This window comes from Xenorhabdus sp. PB61.4 (genome assembly GCF_963894935.1).
In the GTDB taxonomy this organism is placed as follows: Bacteria; Pseudomonadota; Gammaproteobacteria; order Enterobacterales; family Enterobacteriaceae; genus Xenorhabdus; species Xenorhabdus stockiae.
Genome location: NZ_CAWQJR010000215.1, coordinates 1 through 19,963 on the forward strand (window position 1 = coordinate 1; position 19,963 = coordinate 19,963).

The 19,963-nt window shown below is 44.5% G+C and carries 18 protein-coding genes; 4 read left to right on the plus strand and 14 right to left on the minus strand.

Going from position 1 to position 19,963, the window contains the following annotated elements; translation table 11 throughout:
- Positions 1 to 183 precede the first annotated feature (183 nt).
- The 10 genes from pgpA to tgt all read right to left on the minus strand — a co-directional run bounded on the left by pgpA (position 184) and on the right by tgt (position 9,051).
- Entirely contained in the window at positions 184 to 675 is a 492-nt protein-coding gene (gene pgpA / locus AACX68_RS18880) for a phosphatidylglycerophosphatase A (RefSeq protein WP_228860143.1), read from the minus strand.
- Positions 668 to 1,714, minus strand: a complete 1,047-nt coding sequence (gene thiL / locus AACX68_RS18885) for a thiamine-phosphate kinase (protein WP_228860144.1) — start codon at positions 1,712 to 1,714, stop codon at positions 668 to 670. Before thiL ends, pgpA begins: the two co-directional genes overlap by 8 nt.
- A gap of 100 nt (positions 1,715 to 1,814) precedes the next feature.
- The gene (nusB, locus tag AACX68_RS18890) at positions 1,815 to 2,231 is read right to left on the minus strand and encodes a transcription antitermination factor NusB (protein WP_086954179.1); all 417 of its coding nucleotides are present in this window, start codon (positions 2,229 to 2,231) and stop codon (positions 1,815 to 1,817) included.
- 27 nt (positions 2,232 to 2,258) lie between these two features.
- Positions 2,259 to 2,729, minus strand: a complete 471-nt coding sequence (ribH, locus tag AACX68_RS18895; RefSeq protein WP_228860145.1) for a 6,7-dimethyl-8-ribityllumazine synthase — start codon at positions 2,727 to 2,729, stop codon at positions 2,259 to 2,261.
- Between the two features lie 89 nt (positions 2,730 to 2,818).
- Positions 2,819 to 3,958 (minus strand): bifunctional diaminohydroxyphosphoribosylaminopyrimidine deaminase/5-amino-6-(5-phosphoribosylamino)uracil reductase RibD, encoded by a 1,140-nt coding sequence (ribD, locus tag AACX68_RS18900; RefSeq protein ID WP_228860146.1) that lies wholly within the window; start codon positions 3,956 to 3,958, stop codon positions 2,819 to 2,821.
- Positions 3,959 to 3,968: 10 nt separating this feature from the next.
- Positions 3,969 to 4,418, minus strand: coding sequence for a transcriptional regulator NrdR (nrdR, locus tag AACX68_RS18905; protein WP_228860147.1), 450 nt, complete (start codon positions 4,416 to 4,418; stop codon positions 3,969 to 3,971).
- A 144-nt stretch (positions 4,419 to 4,562) separates the two neighbouring features.
- The gene (gene secF / locus AACX68_RS18910; protein WP_099108729.1) at positions 4,563 to 5,531 is read right to left on the minus strand and encodes a protein translocase subunit SecF; all 969 of its coding nucleotides are present in this window, start codon (positions 5,529 to 5,531) and stop codon (positions 4,563 to 4,565) included.
- A gap of 10 nt (positions 5,532 to 5,541) precedes the next feature.
- On the minus strand, positions 5,542 to 7,389 hold the full coding sequence (gene secD / locus AACX68_RS18915) for a protein translocase subunit SecD (protein ID WP_228860148.1): 1,848 nt from the start codon (positions 7,387 to 7,389) through the stop codon (positions 5,542 to 5,544).
- 28 nt (positions 7,390 to 7,417) lie between these two features.
- Positions 7,418 to 7,756: a preprotein translocase subunit YajC gene (gene yajC, locus AACX68_RS18920; RefSeq protein ID WP_047962359.1), complete on the minus strand. Its 339-nt coding sequence runs from the start codon at positions 7,754 to 7,756 to the stop codon at positions 7,418 to 7,420.
- A 170-nt stretch (positions 7,757 to 7,926) separates the two neighbouring features.
- Positions 7,927 to 9,051 (minus strand): tRNA guanosine(34) transglycosylase Tgt, encoded by a 1,125-nt coding sequence (gene tgt / locus AACX68_RS18925; protein WP_228860149.1) that lies wholly within the window; start codon positions 9,049 to 9,051, stop codon positions 7,927 to 7,929.
- 617 nt (positions 9,052 to 9,668) lie between these two features.
- On the opposite strand from tgt, the gene AACX68_RS18930 reads away from it, so the two are divergent.
- On the plus strand, positions 9,669 to 10,535 hold the full coding sequence (locus AACX68_RS18930; RefSeq protein ID WP_228860150.1) for a phage tail protein: 867 nt from the start codon (positions 9,669 to 9,671) through the stop codon (positions 10,533 to 10,535).
- A 57-nt stretch (positions 10,536 to 10,592) separates the two neighbouring features.
- Here the strand turns inward: AACX68_RS18930 and queA are convergent, their stop codons facing one another.
- Positions 10,593 to 11,705, minus strand: a complete 1,113-nt coding sequence (gene queA, locus AACX68_RS18935) for a tRNA preQ1(34) S-adenosylmethionine ribosyltransferase-isomerase QueA (protein ID WP_228860151.1) — start codon at positions 11,703 to 11,705, stop codon at positions 10,593 to 10,595.
- Positions 11,706 to 11,810: 105 nt separating this feature from the next.
- Between queA and AACX68_RS18940 the strand changes: the two genes are divergently transcribed.
- The 3 genes from AACX68_RS18940 to ggt all read left to right on the plus strand — a co-directional run bounded on the left by AACX68_RS18940 (position 11,811) and on the right by ggt (position 15,304).
- Positions 11,811 to 12,434, plus strand: a complete 624-nt coding sequence (locus tag AACX68_RS18940) for an acyl carrier protein phosphodiesterase (RefSeq protein WP_099120827.1) — start codon at positions 11,811 to 11,813, stop codon at positions 12,432 to 12,434.
- 155 nt (positions 12,435 to 12,589) lie between these two features.
- Positions 12,590 to 13,192 carry a peroxiredoxin C gene (locus AACX68_RS18945; protein WP_099108735.1) on the plus strand — a complete coding sequence of 201 codons (603 nt, stop codon included), beginning with the start codon at positions 12,590 to 12,592 and terminating at the stop codon, positions 13,190 to 13,192.
- 348 nt (positions 13,193 to 13,540) lie between these two features.
- The gene (gene ggt, locus AACX68_RS18950) at positions 13,541 to 15,304 is read left to right on the plus strand and encodes a gamma-glutamyltransferase (RefSeq protein ID WP_228860152.1); all 1,764 of its coding nucleotides are present in this window, start codon (positions 13,541 to 13,543) and stop codon (positions 15,302 to 15,304) included.
- 105 nt (positions 15,305 to 15,409) lie between these two features.
- Here the strand turns inward: ggt and AACX68_RS18955 are convergent, their stop codons facing one another.
- The 3 genes from AACX68_RS18955 to brnQ all read right to left on the minus strand — a co-directional run bounded on the left by AACX68_RS18955 (position 15,410) and on the right by brnQ (position 19,519).
- On the minus strand, positions 15,410 to 16,729 hold the full coding sequence (locus tag AACX68_RS18955; RefSeq protein ID WP_228860153.1) for a sodium-dependent transporter: 1,320 nt from the start codon (positions 16,727 to 16,729) through the stop codon (positions 15,410 to 15,412).
- A complete protein-coding gene (locus AACX68_RS18960) occupies positions 16,726 to 16,932 on the minus strand; it encodes a branched-chain amino acid transport system II carrier protein (RefSeq protein ID WP_370630310.1) in 207 nt (68 codons plus the stop codon). Before AACX68_RS18960 ends, AACX68_RS18955 begins: the two co-directional genes overlap by 4 nt.
- Positions 16,933 to 18,193: 1,261 nt before the next feature.
- Entirely contained in the window at positions 18,194 to 19,519 is a 1,326-nt protein-coding gene (gene brnQ, locus AACX68_RS18965; protein WP_228860154.1) for a branched-chain amino acid transport system II carrier protein, read from the minus strand.
- Positions 19,520 to 19,963: the final 444 nt, after the last annotated feature.

Sequence of the window (19,963 nt, forward strand, 5' to 3'; positions counted from 1 at the left end):
TCAAAGCATTGAATAATAGAAAAGGAAAAAATAAAAATAAATAACCCTCTCTATATAAAGCAATTAGAGTGAATGTACGAAGTCAACAACAAAATGAAAATTTGAAATGTAACAGTCATAGAAATAAATTAGCCACTGTAAACAGCGGCTAATCAGTCAGTAATGCGGGTAATAGTAAGATATTCAGAAAGGTAACAACTGGTAAAAATTAAGCAGCCAAATAACAATTACCGCAAAAATTGCAGCGATAATATCATCCAGCATGATACCAACCCCGCCTTTAACGTAGCGGTCAAACCAGCGGATTGGCCAGGGTTTCCACATATCAAAAATACGGAATACCACAAAAGCGACTAAAACCCATTGCCAGTTGAGAACAGGGATCGCCATTAAGGTAATCCACATTCCGATAAACTCATCCCAAACCACACAGCCCGGATCATCTACCTTCATGGCATCGGCTGCTTTCTGACAAATCACACAACCGATTATTGTGCCCAACAGAATAGCCAGCCAGATCCCCCATTGCGGTAACTGTACCAACAGTAACCAGAATGGAATAGCCGCCACTGAACCCATTGTGCCCGGCATTATCGGCGATAATCCGCTACCGAATCCGGTAGCCAGCAAATGCCACGGGTTGCTCATTTTCAGGTGGCGTTTTGCGTCATCCATGCGTTCCCTCCGTCTGGTCATCCTCTGCATGTTCTGATGGATAGTGAGCTTCCTGCGGTTTTTTGTCAGCTCTGAAATGGTCAAACCCTTTCAGATCCAGCTCAACTTCTTCGTTATTGTTAAAGTAGCGGATGCCTTCTGATTCTGGCCTGATTTGCCCGATACAACAAAAACTGGCGCCTGTATGTGCCAATGCCATATTTAATGCACCACGATTCAGTTCCGGTACAGTAAAGCACAATTCATAATCTTCGCCACCACTCAAAGCCCAGTTTAAGGCCTGCTCTGGCGTTGCATATTTCTGCACTGCTTCAGAATAAGGCAGAGCATCAAGATTGATGCGTGCGCCACACTGGCTGGCGGTCAGGATATGATTCAAATCAGAAATCAGCCCGTCAGACAGATCAATCGCTGATGAGGCCAAATCACGCAGTGCCTGCCCTTGCAAGACTCGTGGTTGCGGACGAAGATGGCGTTTAACCAACCAGTTGTGGATCGATATTTCTTCGATTTTCAGACGATCCTGCAACAAAGCCAGCCCTGCCGCACTATCGCCCAAAGTTCCGGTGACATAAATCCAGTCTCCGTTTTTAGCTCCAGTACGACGCAATGCTCTGCCAGCGGGAACCAGACCATGTACAGTCAGAGTCAGGCTCATCGGGCCTTTGGTTGTGTCTCCGCCAATTAACTGCATTCCGTAATAGTTCAGTTGTTCAAACAGACTATCACTAAACCGCTTTAACCACTCCTCATCAACAGAAGGCAAGGTTAGGGCCAACGATGCCCAGGCGGGGTCTGCCCCTACAGCAGCTAAATCACTGATATTGACAGCCAGTGCTTTATACGCCAAATCTTCTGGAGCAATATCAGGCAGAAAATGAACACCAGAAACTAATGTATCTGTTGTCACTGCCAGTTCTTGTTTTTCTGCAACGGTCATCAGCGCACAATCATCACCAATCCCCAGATTCACATCACGTCGGCGGATAACATGGCGATTGAAATAACGTGCAATGAGGTCAAATTCACCACATGCCATAATAGAATTCCAAAAAGTGACTGACGATAAGAACATGAGGCCGGGAAACCGGCCTCATGTTTAAAATCATCGAGTTATAATAGGGGCTATTGGCAGGCAATCACTTTTTTTTACGTGCTACCGGGCCAGCTTTGTCCAATACCCCGTTCACGAATTTATGGCTGTCTTCAGCACCGAAGGTTTTCGCCAGTTCGATACCTTCATTGATAGCCACTTTGTAGGGGACATCGTCACGAAAGCTTAGTTCAAACATCGCAACGCGCAAGATAGCTTTTTCCACCTGACCCAACTCTTCGAGCTGGCGGGAAAGATAAGGAGCCATCAAGGCATCCAATTTTGTCGCATTGACCGCTACCCCGGACAGCAATTCACGGAAATAGGTGACATCAACACCGTTTACGTCCTGCTCTGACAGAAACTGCAATTCAACATCCGCGATGCTGTTTTTAGATAATTGCCATGAATAAATTGCCTGAACAGCACACTCACGAGCACGACGACGAGCAGCAGGTTTCACAAAATTCCCCTTAATTAAAACTAAAACTTAAGCCTTAATGGCTTTAATTACATTGATCATTTCCAATGCGGTCAAGGCAGCTTCAGCACCCTTATTGCCCGCTTTAGTACCCGCGCGTTCAATTGCCTGTTCAATATTTTCGGTTGTCAGAACACCAAATGTGACAGGAATATTGCTGGACATTGCCACGCTGGACAGGCCAGAGCTACACTCGCCGGCAACATATTCAAAGTGGGCCGTACCGCCACGGATAACAGTACCCAAAGCGATCACCGCATCATATTTTTTGGACTCCGCCAGTGCCTTAACGGCCAACGGCAATTCATAAGCCCCCGGAACCCATACTACGGTGATATTGTCCGAAGAAACCTGACCGATGCGTTCCAGCGCATCCACGGCCCCTTCCAACAGGCTGTCATTAATGAAGTTGTTAAAGCGGGCGATCGCAATAGCGATGCGGGCTTCAGGAGCTGCAACAACACCTTTGATTACGTTCATAGCCTTCCTTATATCTTATTCATATCCGCAGGGGCGCGGATCTTATCACATTCTTTTTCTCTGCGTCTTGATTTATGTTCAAACTTAAATCAGAGCGGTTTTAAACGAAGACGGACATCAGGCCCAATCTGTTGTACATCTATCAGCGTGAATTCAGGCGCATCCGATAACTTTTGCAGTTCAGGGATGGCGAACAGCCCACGGGCACTATTTCCTAATACTTTGGGAGCGATATAGAGGATAAGCTCATCCACCAGCCCCAGAGACAGTAATGCACCAGCCAGCGTCGGACCACATTCAGCCCAGACAGAGTTTACCTGACGCTTACCAAGCTGCATCATCAACAGCACTAAATCAACACCTGTACCGTGTACCGGCAGTAATATTTTTTCTATATTATCAGGCCATTGCTGTTCATTTTTATCAGCACTATTTGCACTATCTGAACCATCCTGGTCAGTATGTGCTAACCAACATTGACCGGTTTGCTGAACTACCTGATGTTGCGGTGTGACCCGATTTTTACTATCTACAATAATGCGAACGGGCTGACGCAAAGACGCCTGCGGATAAACGGCCTGTGTTTCTGCGTCCAGTTCATTCCAGCGGACGGTCAGTGACGGATCGTCTGCCAGTACCGTTGCACTGGAACTCAGGATTGCACTGCATTGTGCTCGCAGTTTCTGTACGTCCTGCCGGGCGGCAGGTGAAGTAATCCACTTACTTTCACCTGATGCCAGTGCGGTACGCCCATCCAGTGATGCTCCCAGCTTCAGTTGCAGATAAGGAAACCCGGTGCGCATACGCTTGAGGAACCCTTTATTCAGCATTTCGGCCTGTTCCATCATCACGCCATGCTCAACCGAAATACCTGCCTGCTGCAATTTATATAAACCGCGTCCCGCTACCTGTGGATTCGGATCCTGCATTGCCACTACAACGCGGCTGATACCTGCTGCTATCAGGGCATCAGAACAAGGAGGGGTTTTACCGTGGTGGCTGCATGGCTCAAGCGTCACATAAGCGGTTGCACCTTTTGCTTTTTCACCGGCCATACGAAGCGCATGAACTTCGGCATGGGGCTCACCCGCACGTAAATGAAAACCTTCCCCGACTATCTGATCATCTTTAACGATCACACAACCTACATTCGGATTCGGGGATGTAGTAAAACGCCCCTGATACGCCAATTCCAGCGCACGGGACATATATGTTTCATCAAGAGTCATATAGCAGCCTCTAGTCTTGTAGTCTGGCGATCTCTTCGCCAAATTCCCGGATATCTTCAAAACTACGGTAGACAGATGCAAAACGGATATAAGCTACTTTATCGAGCTTTTTCAGTGCATCCATCACAAAATTTCCAATCATTTTAGAGGGGATTTCACGTTCTCCCGTTGCTCTAACCTGAGATTTAATGTGGCTAATTGCTGTTTCCACATCATCGGAGCTGACAGGGCGCTTTTCCAGTGCTTTCTGCATACCACGACGCAATTTTTCTTCGTCGAAAGGCTCCCGAACTTCATCACTTTTAATCACTCTGGGCATGACCAGTTCTGCAATTTCAAACGTGGTGAATCGTTCATGACATTCGAGACACTGACGGCGGCGGCGCACTTGTGAGCCATCCCCTACCAGACGGGAATCAATAACTTTTGTATCAACGGCTGCGCAAAATGGGCAATGCATATTGTTTCCTGACAGTTAACCGAACAGGAAGACAGTTTACCCTGAAGTGATAATGAAAAACACCCTGTAAGTGAGCACTCACAGGGTGTTTAAATTAGACTGCTTATGTTATTAAAAGCTATGCAATTACATACAGAAACATAATTAAGGAAGAATGGACGGCTGATCTGCCCCTTCTTTCTCCACTTTCTGCACAATCATATGCTCACGCTTCATACCCAGTTTTAACGCCAGTGCAGAAGCAACATAAATGGAAGATGCCGTACCAATGGAAACCCCGATTAACATCGCCAGTGAGAAGCCCTTCAGCATTTCGCCACCGAAGATATAAAGCATCACCACTACCAGCAATGTTGTTGCAGAAGTCATGATCGTACGGCTCAGGGTTTGAGTCAGAGAAACGTTGGTAATTTCATACGACGTACCACGACGTATCTTACGGAAGTTCTCACGAATACGATCCGAAACCACAATACTGTCATTCAGTGAATAACCGATAACAGACATCAACGATGCGACGATGGTCAGGTCAATTTCAATGTGGAATAACGACAATACGCCCAATGTAATGATAACGTCATGAGCCAGTGCGATAACAGCACCTAGCGCCAGACGCCATTCGAAACGGAATCCCACATAAATCAGGATACAGATCAGCGCCACTAACAGAGCCATTGCCCCAGTCTGAGCTAATTCGCTTCCCACACTTGGGCCTACAAATTCAACTCGTTTAACAACCGCGTCTTTATCTATATCCGCGTTAATGACCGAGATGATTTTATTACCCAGCTCCTGACCCGCGTTACCTGTTGCCGGAGGCATACGAACCATCACATCACGGCTGCTGCCAAAGTTTTGCAGAAGTGGATCAGCAAAACCATTTTTCGCCAGACTCTCACGCATCTTGTCCAGATCTGCGGGTTTACTCAGGTTTATCTCAATTACCGTACCGCCGGTAAAATCAAGCCCCCAGTTAAACCCACGCGTTGCCATCATAGCGATGGAAGCAACCAACAGCAGCAATGAGATAGTAAAAGCAACGTTGTCCCAGCGCATAAAGTCAATGACTTTACGCCCATAGTTTAATTGTTCAACAGTATAATCCTGTGCCACAACGTGCTCCTTAAATTGACAGCTTATTGATGCGCTTACCACCATACAGCAGGTTCACGATTGCACGTGTTCCTACAATGGCAGTGAACATTGACGTCGCGACACCGATACTGGTTGTGATTGCAAAGCCCTTGATGGACCCCGTCCCTACAGCATACAAAATCACAGCGGTAATCAGCGTCGTCAGGTTGGCGTCAATAATACTGGAAAACGCACCTTTATAACCTTCATGTATCGCCTGCTGTACAGTACGCCCGTTGCGCAGCTCTTCTTTAATACGCTCGTTTATCAAAACGTTCGCATCGACGGCAACGGCCAGAGTCAGTACGATCCCGGCAATACCCGGCATCGTGAGTGTCGCCCCCGGCAACAGAGACATGACGCCAACAACCAGTACCAGGTTCGCCAACAGTGCGCTACTCGCGATCAGACCGAATTTACGGTAGTAAACCACCATGAACAGTACGGAGGAAATCAGCCCCCACAGACAGGCTTCAAGCCCCTGTTCGATGTTCTGCAAACCAAGCGTTGGACCGATTGTACGCTCTTCAACAATCTGAATTGGTGCAATCAGCGCACCTGCGCGCAACAATAACGATAGCTGACGGGCTTCGTTCGGGTTACTAATCCCTGTAATACGGAAACTATTACCCAGACGAGACTGAATAGTCGCAACGTTGATGACTTCTTCATGTTTAGCCAGAATCGCACGACCGTTAGCATCTTTCTTACCGCTGTCTTTATACTCCACAAACAGTGTAGCCATCGGCTTCTGTAAGTTATCTTTGGTGAAGTTAGACATCGCAGTACCACCGGCACTATCCAGTGAGATATTGACCTGCGGATAACCGTTCTCATCAGTGCTCGAGGTTGAATCGGTGATATGGTCACCAGTCAGGATCACACGCTTATACAGCACAACAGGATTGCCATCGCGGGTATATTTCAGCTCTGAATCGCCCGGAATACGCCCCGATACAATGGCACTCTGATCAACATTGGTGTTTACCAGACGGAATTCCAGTGTTGCCGTTGCACCAAGGATTTCTTTCGCGCGGGCGGTATCCTGAATACCCGGTAACTCAACAACAATACGATCCGCACCCTGACGCTGTACCAGAGGCTCAGCAACGCCTAACTGGTTAACACGATTACGCAGGATTGTGATGTTCTGCTGAACGGCATAAGAGCGGGCTTCGCGCAGACGCTCATCCGTCATAACCGCTTTCAGCGTACTGTTATTACCAGTAGAGAATACAAGGTCACGATGACGAGGTTCGAGGTAGTCTTCTGCTTTAGAACGGGCATCATTATCACGGAAACGGATTTCTACACCGTAATTTTCTGCCTTGCGGATAGTGGAATAAGCAATGCCCTGTTCACGCAGTTCGGAACGCAGGCTATCAATATTCTGTTCCTGAAGCTTGCTCAGGGCGGTGTCCATATCGACTTCCATCAGGAAGTGAACCCCACCACGCAAATCCAGCCCCAGTTTCATCGGCTCTGCACCGATTTTACTTAACCAGACGGGTGTCGCAGGCGCAAGGTTTAATGCCACGACATATTGTTCGCCCAAAGCCGAAACCAGTGCTTCACGGGCGCGGAGCTGAACATCAGTACTATTGAAACGAGCAAGGATTGCCCCATTTTCCAGCGCAATGGACTTACTCTGAATATGATCTTTATCTAAAACATTACGGACTTGGTCCAGCGTTTTTTCACTGGCGGCGATACCTCGCGCGCCAGTGATTTGTACAGCCGGATCCTCACCATAAAGGTTGGGAAGTGCATAAAGCAGACCGATGAGGATCGCAGCGATCAGCATCAGATACTTCCACAAAGGATAACGGTTCAACACGGCAGTTCCCTTCGGGAAAATCGGAAAATTAAATAGCTTTCATCGTACCTTTCGGCAGAATGGCAGCAACGAAATCACGCTTGACAGTTATTTCTGTAGTGTCATTCAGGGCAATAACAACGTAGCCCGTTTCAGACACTTTAGAGACACGACCAACCAAACCACCAGAAGTCAGCACTTCATCTCCTTTGGAGATGGAATCCATCAGTTTTTTATGTTCTTTGGTGCGTTTTTGTTGTGGACGCAGGATCATGAAATAGAAAATCAGGCCGAAAACAACCAGCATGATAATCAGAGAATATGGGTTTCCCTGAGCTTGTGCTGGTGCGCCAGCAGCTGCCGCAGCTTCAGAAATAAAAAAACTCATCAAATATCCCTCATTGTTATCGAAAACACTTATTTTGCGAAAAAACAGTTTACAAACAAACAGATTACGAAAATTGGTTATCGAAAAAATTGCTATCGAAAATCGACAGTGGCTCGATCAAAAACCAGCCCAATATGCTACACACATTGAGGCTGGTTAGTCACGCCAAATTATACATTTAACGGTGGAACGGATTTACCGATCCGCTGATAAAACTCTTCAACAAACTGTTCCAGTCTGTCTTCTTCAATGGCTTGACGAATTCCGGCCATCAGACGCTGATAATACCTTAAATTATGTATCGTATTCAGCCTTGCACCAAGAATTTCGTTACAACGATCAAGGTGATGCAGATACGCACGGCTATAATTCCGGCAAGTATAGCAGTCACAATGCTCATCTAATGGCGATGTGTCTTCTTTATGCTTCGCATTGCGGATCTTGATCACACCTTCTGTCACAAAAAGATGACCATTCCGGGCATTACGGGTCGGCATAACACAGTCAAACATATCAATACCGCGACGAACACCTTCAACCAAATCTTCCGGCTTACCAACGCCCATTAAATAGCGTGGCTTATCCTGCGGAATTTGTGGGCAGACATGTTCCAAAATGCGATGCATATCTTCTTTTGGTTCACCCACTGCCAGACCACCCACTGCGTAACCGTCAAAACCGATTTCCACCAGCCCTTTGACAGATACATCACGCAAATCTTCGTAGACACTGCCCTGAATGATACCAAACAGCGCATTTTTATTGCCCAGTTCATCAAAACGCTGGCGGCTGCGTGCTGCCCAACGCAGTGACATTTCCATAGAACGTTTGGCATAATCCCAGTCCGCCGGGTATGGCGTACATTCATCAAAAATCATAACGATATCGGAACCCAGATCATGCTGGATTTCCATTGATTTTTCCGGGCTGAGGAAAACAGGCGTTCCGTTGATAGGATTGCGGAAATGAACACCTTCTTCCTTAATCTTACGCATAGCACCGAGGCTGAAGACCTGAAAACCGCCGGAGTCAGTCAGAATTGGGCCGTGCCACTGCATAAAGTCATGCAAATCTCCATGCAGTTTCATAATTTCCTGACCCGGACGCAACCAAAGATGGAAAGTATTGCCCAGCAGGATTTGTGCTCCTGTATCTTTTACCTCTTCCGGTGTCATACCTTTAACTGTGCCGTAAGTTCCTACTGGCATAAAGGCAGGTGTTTCCACTACACCACGATCAAAAATCAGACGGCCACGGCGGGCATGCCCATCCGTTTTTTGTAACTCAAATTTCACTTAACCTCCAGACATCAGAAAAACAGTCTGATGTTTGACTTAAAATGATGCATTCTAAACACTAATGACGCCACTGTACACGCCAGCCTTGTGATATACGGTATGTCAATATTTGCGAATTTTTGTGTCATTCCTACTTCCTTGTGACACAATTTTGTCACAGTTGACACATCATTAAAAAAGTTTGAAGGATATTAGGAAATTTTTGTGTGCCAAATGTACCTCACCTTTTTGCTAACCTTCTGATATGGCTTCGGCCCTGAGGGGTCAAAAAAACTGCATGAAGCGGCTTATCTGAATTGACGGATTGTAATCCAATATCAATAATGTCGGCCTGCATTCATAAAGTGCCGCCAATGTTTCTGGTAAAAATAAAAACACCAATAAACCAGAGATAAAACTTCCACCAATCCCATCAGTTATTTGATAAATTTGATTAATTACCCGCCTGTCATTGTATGTCATCCTGCAACAAAACATGCAACCTATCAAATATCGTTTCAGGCAGTTATTTCAGTATCGGTAAACCACGTTATTGATATTCACTGGCGGAGAAATCTTCCAACGCCTTTATGTTACTTGGCAATGTGTATTGTTGATTAAATGAGGGAATAATTATGCAAAATCAAAAAACTGACGTCCTTGTTTCAGAAGATAGTAACCTTGCTGTCGTTACAACACCGGAATATGTCAAAAAAGCGATTGCAGAACACGCTCAAAGCCGCAACCATCCAGATGCCACGTTGCAAGATAAAGGTTTTACTATTCTGAGTAATGATACTGGCAGTGATAACGAGACTATGGCTGCAACCCCAAAAGCGGTTAAAACTGCCTATGATTTGGCAAATACAGCAAACAATAACGCAGATAATGCGAACAGTGTCGCTAATAGTGCAAATGACAATGCTAATACTCGCTTAGCAAAGAACCAGAACGGGGCTGACATACCGGACAAAAAAGAGTTTATTAAAAACCTTGGAATAGAAACATTAATGGAAGAATTATCCTTACCTGCTGGCGTTCCCGTACCTTGGCCAACAGAAACACCACCCGAGGGTTGGCTGATATGTAACGGTGACTCATTTGATCCTGTAAGATACCCGAAACTTGCTCTTGCTTATCCATCTGGTGTGCTACCCGATTTACGGGGAGAGTTTATTCGCGGCTGGGATAATAGCCGAGGAGTGGATGCTGGCCGGCATCTGCTTTCTCATCAAGCAGCAGATATTGCACCACATAACCACAGAATTCACCGCATGTGGTCTAGATCCACTGCGAGTGCTGAGAATTTAGGTACAGGGAACGCCATTTTTAACAGCGTTCAAAAAAACATTAACTATGGCGCGGACCCCAGAGGATTAGGCATTGCCATAGGAATGGGATCTGGTGGCTATGGTTATATGGATAATGCGGTTGCTAATTCAACAGGAAAAGAAACTCGTCCCCGCAACATCGCCTTCAATTATATAGTCAGAGCTGCTTAATTATGAGTAACCATTTAACCCGCAATCTTCTGCGGGTTAATCATTCCCTCAATCCATTTATCCAGCTTGTTCAATATCAGTGGCAACCTCTACCATCTCTTTTGCAGCCACTGAGTTGCGATTAATAAACATCGCATCACCATAACTAAAGAAGCGATACTTTTCGATTACTGCTTCCTTGTAAGCGCCCATGGTATTTTTATAACCCGCAAATGCAGAAACCAGCATAATCAAAGTGGATTCCGGCAAATGGAAATTGGTAATCAGGGTGTCAACAACCTGATATTCAAATCCCGGATAGATAAAAATTTGGGTATCATCAAAAAATGGCGCAATCAGCCCATCCTGACAGGCACGAGCCGCACTCTCCAGCGAACGGACGGATGTTGTCCCCACCGCCACAACTTTATTGCCACGGGCCTTACATGCCAGTACTGCATCAACAACATTCTGCGGTACTTCTGCATATTCAGCATGCATGATATGGTCTTCGATGGTATCTACACGGACTGGCTGAAAAGTTCCCGCCCCGACATGCAGCGTGACAAACGCCATTTCGACACCTTTTTCACGTAAGGCAGCCAAAAGCGGCTCATCAAAGTGCAATCCGGCAGTCGGTGCAGCAACGGCGCCCGGGCGCTCATTGTATACCGTCTGGTATAATTCCTTATCTGATTCTTCATCAGGACGGGCAATATAAGGCGGCAATGGCATATGACCGATTTCATCCAGAATGGTCAATACATCACGCTCATCATCGAAACGAATCTCAAATAAAGCATCGTGGCGGGCCAGCATGGTAGCCTTAACGATCTGATTACCATCAGGCGCTTTATCTTCGCCGAGGATCAGTTCAGTGCCCTCTTTTGGAGCCTTGGATGCACGAACGTGAGCGAGTACTCGCTTATCATCCAACATCCTTTCGACCAAAACTTCTAATTTGCCACCTGTTGCCTTACGGCCAAACAGACGGGCAGGAATAACCCTAGTGTTATTAAAAACCAGCAGATCCCCTGCTTCCAGTTTATTCAGCACATCAGTAAAAATACCGTGGGTCAGTTCTCCCGTTTCCCCATCAAGAGAGAGCAAACGGCAGCCACTGCGCTGTGGTTGGGGATAATGAGCAATTAACTCTTCTGGCAGTTCAAATGTAAAATCAGCGACACGCATTTTATCTGTATCATTCAAAAAAACAGGCGGACTAGTCTAGTGCTGCACGGGCAATGGTGCAAGAAAGAAGCATATTAGTTTAACTATTTGCGTTATACTCTCACCATGAATTTTCTCGCACACCTCCATTTAGCTACATTATCTGAAAGCTCTCTGCTGGGTAATTTAATGGCGGATTTTGTCCGTGGAGCCCCGGAAGGCCGGTTCGCTCCTGATGTTGTCTCGGGCATTCGTCTTCATCGCAGGATAGACAGCCTGACAGACAGCCATCCGCTGGTCATCGAAGCCCGGACTCTATTTCGTAGCGAATATCGGCGCGTAGCCCCTATAACCCTTGATATTATCTGGGATCATTTCCTGTCCAAGCACTGGAACAAACTCGAAAAAAATTACTCCTTGCCTGAGTTTGTGCAGCTAGCGCGCAATCAAATAGAGCCTCATCTCAGTGTTACCCCTGAAAAATTTCAGGAACTGAATCAATATCTCTGGTCACAAAATCTGCTTATTCGTTACGCTGACCTGACATGTATTGCCAATGTGCTACAGGGTATGGCACGGAGACGCCCTAAATTATCCGCGCTGGCAGGTTCTTATCAGGATATAGAAGAGCATTACTCTGATTTTGAAACACTATTCTGGCAATTTTACCCGCAAATGATGGATCTTGTGATGAACCACAGCCAGCCCGGACAGGAAATTTCGCCAGAACCTTGCACTTTTTCCAAATAGCTTTATCTTATGGTAGGCTAAAAGGAATTAAAAATAGGTTATTGATAGGTAAAAACTATTATATCAATTGGTAATTTATCCTTTATTGCTATCACTTAATTCCTTATGCTGTAACCCGTTTCCACAAACACCTACAGAATTTTTAGGAGTCAATTATGGTTTTAGTAACCCGCCAAGCCCCTGATTTTACAGCTTCTGCAGTTCTCGGTAACGGCGAAATCGTTAATAACTTCAACCTGAAAAATCACCTGAATGGTCGTCCAGCTGTTATCTTCTTCTGGCCAATGGATTTCACTTTCGTTTGTCCTTCTGAGCTGATTGCTTTCGACCATCGTTATGAAGAATTCCAAAAACGTGGTTTTGAAGTTATTGGCGTTTCTTTCGACTCTGAGTTCGTTCACAACGCATGGCGTAAAACTCCAATCAGCGAAGGCGGCATTGGCGAAGTTAAATACCCAATGGTTGCTGACATCAAACGTGACATCATGAAAGCATACGGCATTGAGCATCCAGAAGCGGGTGTTGCTCTGCGTGGTTCTTTCCTGATCGATAAAAACGGTGTTGTTCGTCATCAGGTTGTTAACGACCTGCCACTGGGCCGTAACATTGACGAAATGCTGCGTATGGTTGACGCGCTGCAATTCCACGAAGAACACGGCGAAGTTTGCCCTGCACAGTGGGCAAAAGGCCAGGAAGGTATGGGCGCTTCTCCTGAAGGCGTAGCAAAATACCTGACTAAAAATGCTGACAAACTGTAATCTTCGTCAGTATTCAATCCTTTAATAGCATCACATTGTTAATGGATTTTATAAACCAGCCGCATTGTCGGCTGGTTTTTTCTTATCCACTTATTTCAGGCTGCCTCTTTATTAGTTGCACTCACACGCCACAATCACACACAGTTTGTTTACTTACCGCCGCGAAGTCCTTCAAATTCGAAGTATGCAAATAAAGATTCATTATTAAATATTCCGAATTATTGACTGACACATAGAAAATCACCTTTCAAAAATCCTGAGCTTCCGATAATGTTACATTACAAATAATTAACATAACCTTATAACCTTTTGGGTCTTCCCCTACAGCCCAAAAATCAGGAGGAAAATATGTCCAAAACATGGAAAATTCCGTTCATCGTCGCCTCACTATTCGTCTCATCCTCTCTTTACGCAGCCACTGGACTTGCAGTTGAAGCCAAACAGGGCATGGTTGTCAGTGCGCAACATCTGGCATCACAGGTAGGTGTTGATATTCTCAAAATGGGTGGTAACGCTATTGATGCCGCTGTTGCTGTAGGCTATGCAGAAGCCGTCGTCAATCCCTGCTGCGGTAATATTGGTGGTGGTGGTTTCATGACCATCCATCTGGCAGATGGTACAGATAAATTTATTAATTTCCGTGAAACAGCACCTGCGGCGGCCAGTGCCGATATGTATCTGGACAAAGACGGTAATGTTATCAAAGGGGCCAGCCTGTATGGATACTACGCAGCTGGTGTACCGGGAACCGTTATGGGGCTGGATACTGCGCTACAAAAATACGGTACATTAACCCGCGAACAAGTAATGGCTCCGGCCATTAAGCTGGCGCGTGAAGGATATACCCTGACCCGTGGTGATACCGATATTATGGATACCACAGTCAAACGTTTTGCTCAGGATCCGGAAGCTGCCCGAATTTTTCTGCGTAAAGATGGCACTCCATTCCAGCCCGGAGACAAATTAATTCAGACTGATTTAGCCAACACGCTGGAAATGATTGCCAAACAAGGGCCGGATGTTTTCTATCATGGCAAAATCCCTCAAATCATTGAAGAAACCTCAAAGAAATCAGGTGGGATTATCACAGCAGCTGATTTTGCCAATTATACTATTACCGAAACAGCGCCCGTTACCTGTAGCTATCGCGGATATAAATTTATCTCTGCGCCTCCACCCAGTTCCGGCGGGGTCACGCTGTGTGAAATACTGAACATTGTTGAAGGCTATGATCTGAAATCGATGGGGTTCAACTCAGCAGCCTATATTCACACCCTGACTGAAGCCATGCGTCATGCTTACATCGATAGAAACACCTATCTTGGTGATCCTGCATTTATTAAAAACCCGCTTGATCGCTTGTTAAGCAAAAGCTATGCAGAATCCATCCGTAAAGAGATCCAGCCAAACAAAGCGACACCATCCAAATTGGTGCAACCGGGTATTGGCCCGCATGAAAAACCGGAAACAACGCATTATTCTGTGGTAGATAAAGATGGTAACGCAGTATCGACAACTTATACCATTAATGGGCGCTTTGGCGCTGTCGTTATTGCGCCGGGAACCGGCTTTTTCCTCAATGATGAAATGGATGATTTCACCACGAAAATTGGCGCGAAAAACATGTATGGTCTGGTTCAGGGAGCAACCAACTCCATTGCCCCCGGTAAGCGCCCACTATCATCAATGAGCCCGACATTAGTGACCAAAGATAATAAAATTTTTCTGGTTTTAGGTTCTCCGGGTGGTTCAAGAATTATCTCCATTACTTTACAGGCTGCGCTGAATATCATTGACTTTGATATGCCGCCACAGGAAGCCGTAAACAGCCCACGTATTCATCACCAATGGCTGCCAGATGAAGTCTATTATGAGCAACGTGGTCTTTCGAAAGATACCTTAAATCTGCTGGAAAAAATGGGCTATAAAATGGTGGAGCAGACTCCATGGGGTGCAACTGAATTAATCATGATAGGTTTGCCGGGTGCAGCCGGAGTTTCTCCGGTCAACTCATCAGGCAATGACTCTGCTGTTTCAGGCAAGGTTCGCGAAGGATATATCTATGGCGCTAATGATGTACGGCGACCAGCCGGTGCAGCCATCGGCTATTAAGAACAATACCTTCAGCTAAAAAACACAGTTAAAAAATAAGGGTGGGCATTCAAATGCCCACCCTTATTTATTTTAGCTATTTTTCAAAATCACTCAGATAGTGTGTTAGTCAGGCATAAGGCCGTGTACTAAAATCACCCCAATACATAACGGCCCGACATATCTCCATATAAACAGTAAACACTGGCGGCTCCGCGATGGCATATTCTCAGGTATTAAAGCGTTAGCCTTATGTGACCAGCCAAATACGAGACAAATGATAATTCCGAACAATGGCATCAGAACATTGGAAGTAATGAAATCCAGCATGTCAAAGATGGTTTTTCCACCTAATGTAACGTGACTTAGCGGGCCAAAAGATAAGGAAACAGGGATCCCCATTAACATAATCGATGCCGTAACAACTAAGCTTGCTTTACGGCGCCGCCATTTAAAACGACTCTGAACATAAGCAACAATGTGCTCAAGTAATGAAATTGCTGAGGTCAGTGCGGCCATCAGTAATAACAAAAAGAACGTGACTGCTAAGATTGAACCACCGGGCAGACTCGCAAAATAAATTGGCATTGTCATGAACGTTAAGCCGGGGCCTGCATTGGGTTGTAAACCCGCCGCAGCCAAAGCAGGAAAAATCATCAGACCAGCCAGTACACAGACCAAGCAGGAGAGGATTACCACCCAGATACTCGACCTACAAATACCTTTGTTACTCGGTAAATAGGAACTATAAGTAATGTGGATACCCAAACCGATAGAAAGTGAAAAGAATGCCAGCCCTAATGCATCTAAAACACCTTTTCCGGTCAAATTATTGAAGTCTGGGTATAAAAATAATTTTAGACCTTCTGATGAGCCGGGTAAGCGGATACCGACAATAATCAGCATTATCATGATCAGGAATAACATTGGCATCATGACCTTAACTGCTTTTTCCAAACCTTTTTGCACACCAGATAGCACGACGTAACAAGTTAGCCCTGAAAATGCCAGATGTGCAATTATCGGCCACCAGGGATCACTAATGAAATTGTTGAAAATAGATGTCAGCTGAGAGGTATCTGTAATATTTAACTGGCCTGTGCCCGCCATCACCGTATAACCGATGGTCCAGCCACCAACAACACTGTAGAAACTATAGATACACCATGAACTCAGTACACCTATAAAGCCAACCCATCCCCAGTGTTTACCGAGTAATTTTTTAAACGCATTAACAGCCACTTCACTTGTACTACTGCCCAGTATGTTTTCAGCTAGCAGAACGGCTAATCCAATCACAAAGCTAAACAATAAAAATACAATTAGAAATGCACCACCACCATTTGTGGCTGAAACATAAGAGAATTTCCAAATGGCACCAATGCCAACGGCAGATCCGGTTGCTGCTAATATATGTCCCAAACGGGAAGTCCATTGTTGACTCATGCTAACCCCCGAACAGATACAGTGCCAGCACATGTATCCAGTTCCACAGCAGTCAGCAAAAGAGCCGCATCAGCGTTCCAAACATGTTCACCTGCCTGCAGGTTAACCATAGACGGGGAAATCGTATATTCTGCCCCGCGGGATGGGGCAAAGGTCATAAAACCGAATGCCCAAATATCTTTAGATGATAAACAGTATGTCATAATAATTGTTAACTTATTGTTTTAAATACAATTACAGATAAGATAGTAACCAATGCAGTTAATTGAGTTCCACTCACGAAACTGGATCCTGACCCAACAATCAGTGGTAGCATCATATTCACTAATCCCCGCAAGATACAAAATGATAGCGATAAAAACAGCCACAATCGCCAATAACTACCTCTAGATAAGGTGCCACTTATCCAAACAGCGTTTAAGTGTCTCCATTATCTCGTCGATATTATTGTGTAATGAGTCTGTTAGTATCTCATTTATGTTCTGAATCATCTTGACCCAGAATAGATATGACGGAGCAGTGGATTATCGTAGATAATGCCACGATATACTGTTGGGTGCTACGTTTAGTGTTTTCACTCAATCTAATGAGTCTTACGCTCGTTGCCATCAATTAAAGTAGTCAAACTCCACCACGTTCAGCTTACCTAATGTCAGAAGTCATCAGAAGAAAGCATCGCAATCTGGTAAAACAACTATCTATATATTACTTAAATACCTAAATATATATAATTTTTCGTTAATACCAAAAAGATGATATTTATGCTCACATTAATATTAAAAAATATTGACTCAAGAAATATAATCTGTGCACACGTATAAATGTACCGGTATAGTTACTTTGATTGAACAAGCTCATCGCCCTATCAAATCCGCTCAAAACCACCTTGACTAACACGCTATTAATGCGATATCCATAATGGATTTCAAGATGCATCGCGGCGGCAAGAGAGAGACAAAGGCTAGCCTCCGGTGAGAGGCAGGAGCCTCTCAGTAATCCCCAGGAGCATAGATAACTATGTGACTGGGGTGAGTGAGCGCAGCCAACAAAGAAGCAACTTGAAAGACGAAGTGTATAAAACTTAAAATTGTCAATTCATTTTTATATCCCACTATATTTTATGGGTGCTTAATTTTTTATATTGAACCCATGCATGATTTCCCTGCTTAGAAAAATCATTAACATCAATTACTCCATAATGGTATTCAGGCCCAACTTTACACTCACCAGACAAATTTCAGAAAACTCGCCAGTAATTACCTTTCTTTCTAGCTTCTTATTTACATTATCTTGGAGATTTATAATATCGCTTATCAAGCTAAGCAAAATTATATTTACCACTCAATAACCCAATTCTTTTTGAGAATATAATCGATAACTCATAAAGGTAAAAAGCGGCACTAACTTGTGCCGCTTATCGTTTCTAAAAATAAAATTAACGAGTAATAATCGCTTTTATTTCTACTATACCTCATGTTTTGGGATTTTTCTTTCAGCCACAATAAGGTCATAAATAGCAAATATACCCACCGACGACAAAGTCGGAATTAGCCATGCCAGTCCTTGGTCAGCCAGAGGGAGATGTGTCGCCCATTCCGGCAAAAAATGGACAAGGTAGTTTGAAGCCTTAGCTGCATCCAGCACCCCAAACATCAGACTTACCAGCATAGCAGGAGCCAGTATCCGGGAGAAGTTATTCCACAACCCACTGGTGAAGCTCAATAATACTAGCACAATACAAGGTGGATAAATTGCTGTAAGTACCGGAATTGAAAAGGTAATCAAATGGCTCAGCCCCAGATTGGAAACCAGCATGGAGAAAAAAGCCAATAATAAAACCATTGCACGATACGACAATGGCAGGTAATGGCTAAAGAACTCAGCACAGGAGCAAGTTAAGCCAATTGCAGTCGTCATACAGGCCATAAAGATCAGTATCGCAAGGAGAAAACTGCCATAGTTGCCAAAAGTATTCTGAACATAAGCGTGTAAGATCACTGCACCATTCTCAGCATTAGGTACTAATGCACCGCTACCTTCACCTAATTTGAAAAAAGAGAGGTAAGCCAGCGTAAGAAAAAGCCCTGCGATTAAGCCTGCATATATGGTGTAGCGAGTCAGTAATGCAGAAGACTCCACTCCTCTGGAACGCACAGTATTAACAATCACAATACCAAAAACCATTGCCCCCAGAGTATCCATAGTCAGATAACCATTCACAAAACCATTTGAGAATGGCATTTCCTGATAAACATCAGTCGCCGGAATCGGATTACCTGCCGGCCACAATATAGCTGCAATCCCCAGAATAACTAATGCAGACATCTTAATAGGCGCGAGTATACGCCCAACATTATCCAATAATTTACCGGGATAAAGTGATATCAGGATCATCAACAGGAAATAGATGACGCTGTAAATGAAAAGCGGAAGTTTGCCTCCTCCGGTTATTGGCGCAATACCGACTTCAAAAGAAACCGTTGCCGTTCTCGGTGTTGCAAATAGTGGGCCAACCGCCAGATAACAGACAGTAGCCAATATCAAACCCGCGGTTTTCCCCATAGGAGAACTCAGCGCTTCAATACCGCCCCCGACTTTAGCCAGAGCAATAACAGTGATAACAGGCAGGCCAACAGCGGTCAGCAAAAAGCCAGCAGCTGCAATCCAAACATTCTCTCCGGCCTGTAAGCCAACCATAGGCGGAAAGATAATATTTCCCGCCCCGACGAATAAGGCAAAGGTCATAAAACCTAATGCCAAAATATCTTTAGATGATAAACGATGTGCCATAGTGATTGATAATATATTATTGTTTAAAATTACATATGAAATGATAAGTGCTATAAACGCGGTTACGAAATGTAAATAAAAAAACCGCAATAAGCACCGAATTTTTCATTGGTAAACTGAATTTTTACTTTAATTCTGAGAGAAGCTTATGCTCAGTGATAAGCACATGCTACCCAATCAGAGTAACAACCAGAATCGCCAACAAACAAGTATAAGTAAAGCGTTTATATCGCAAAAAGGCAAGCAGCAAACCAAAAAGCAGAATAATATTCCAAATTAAATTTCAAACATGGTGGTTACTCTTATCTATAATTGAATGCTTAATATATGATTTTCATTTTCCCATTATTTTTTACTAATAAGTCTGAATTTAAAAAAACACTTTCTAATAATGATTAAATTCATCAGAGTTTTTTTCATTATGAATAAAATTCGGTTTTATAT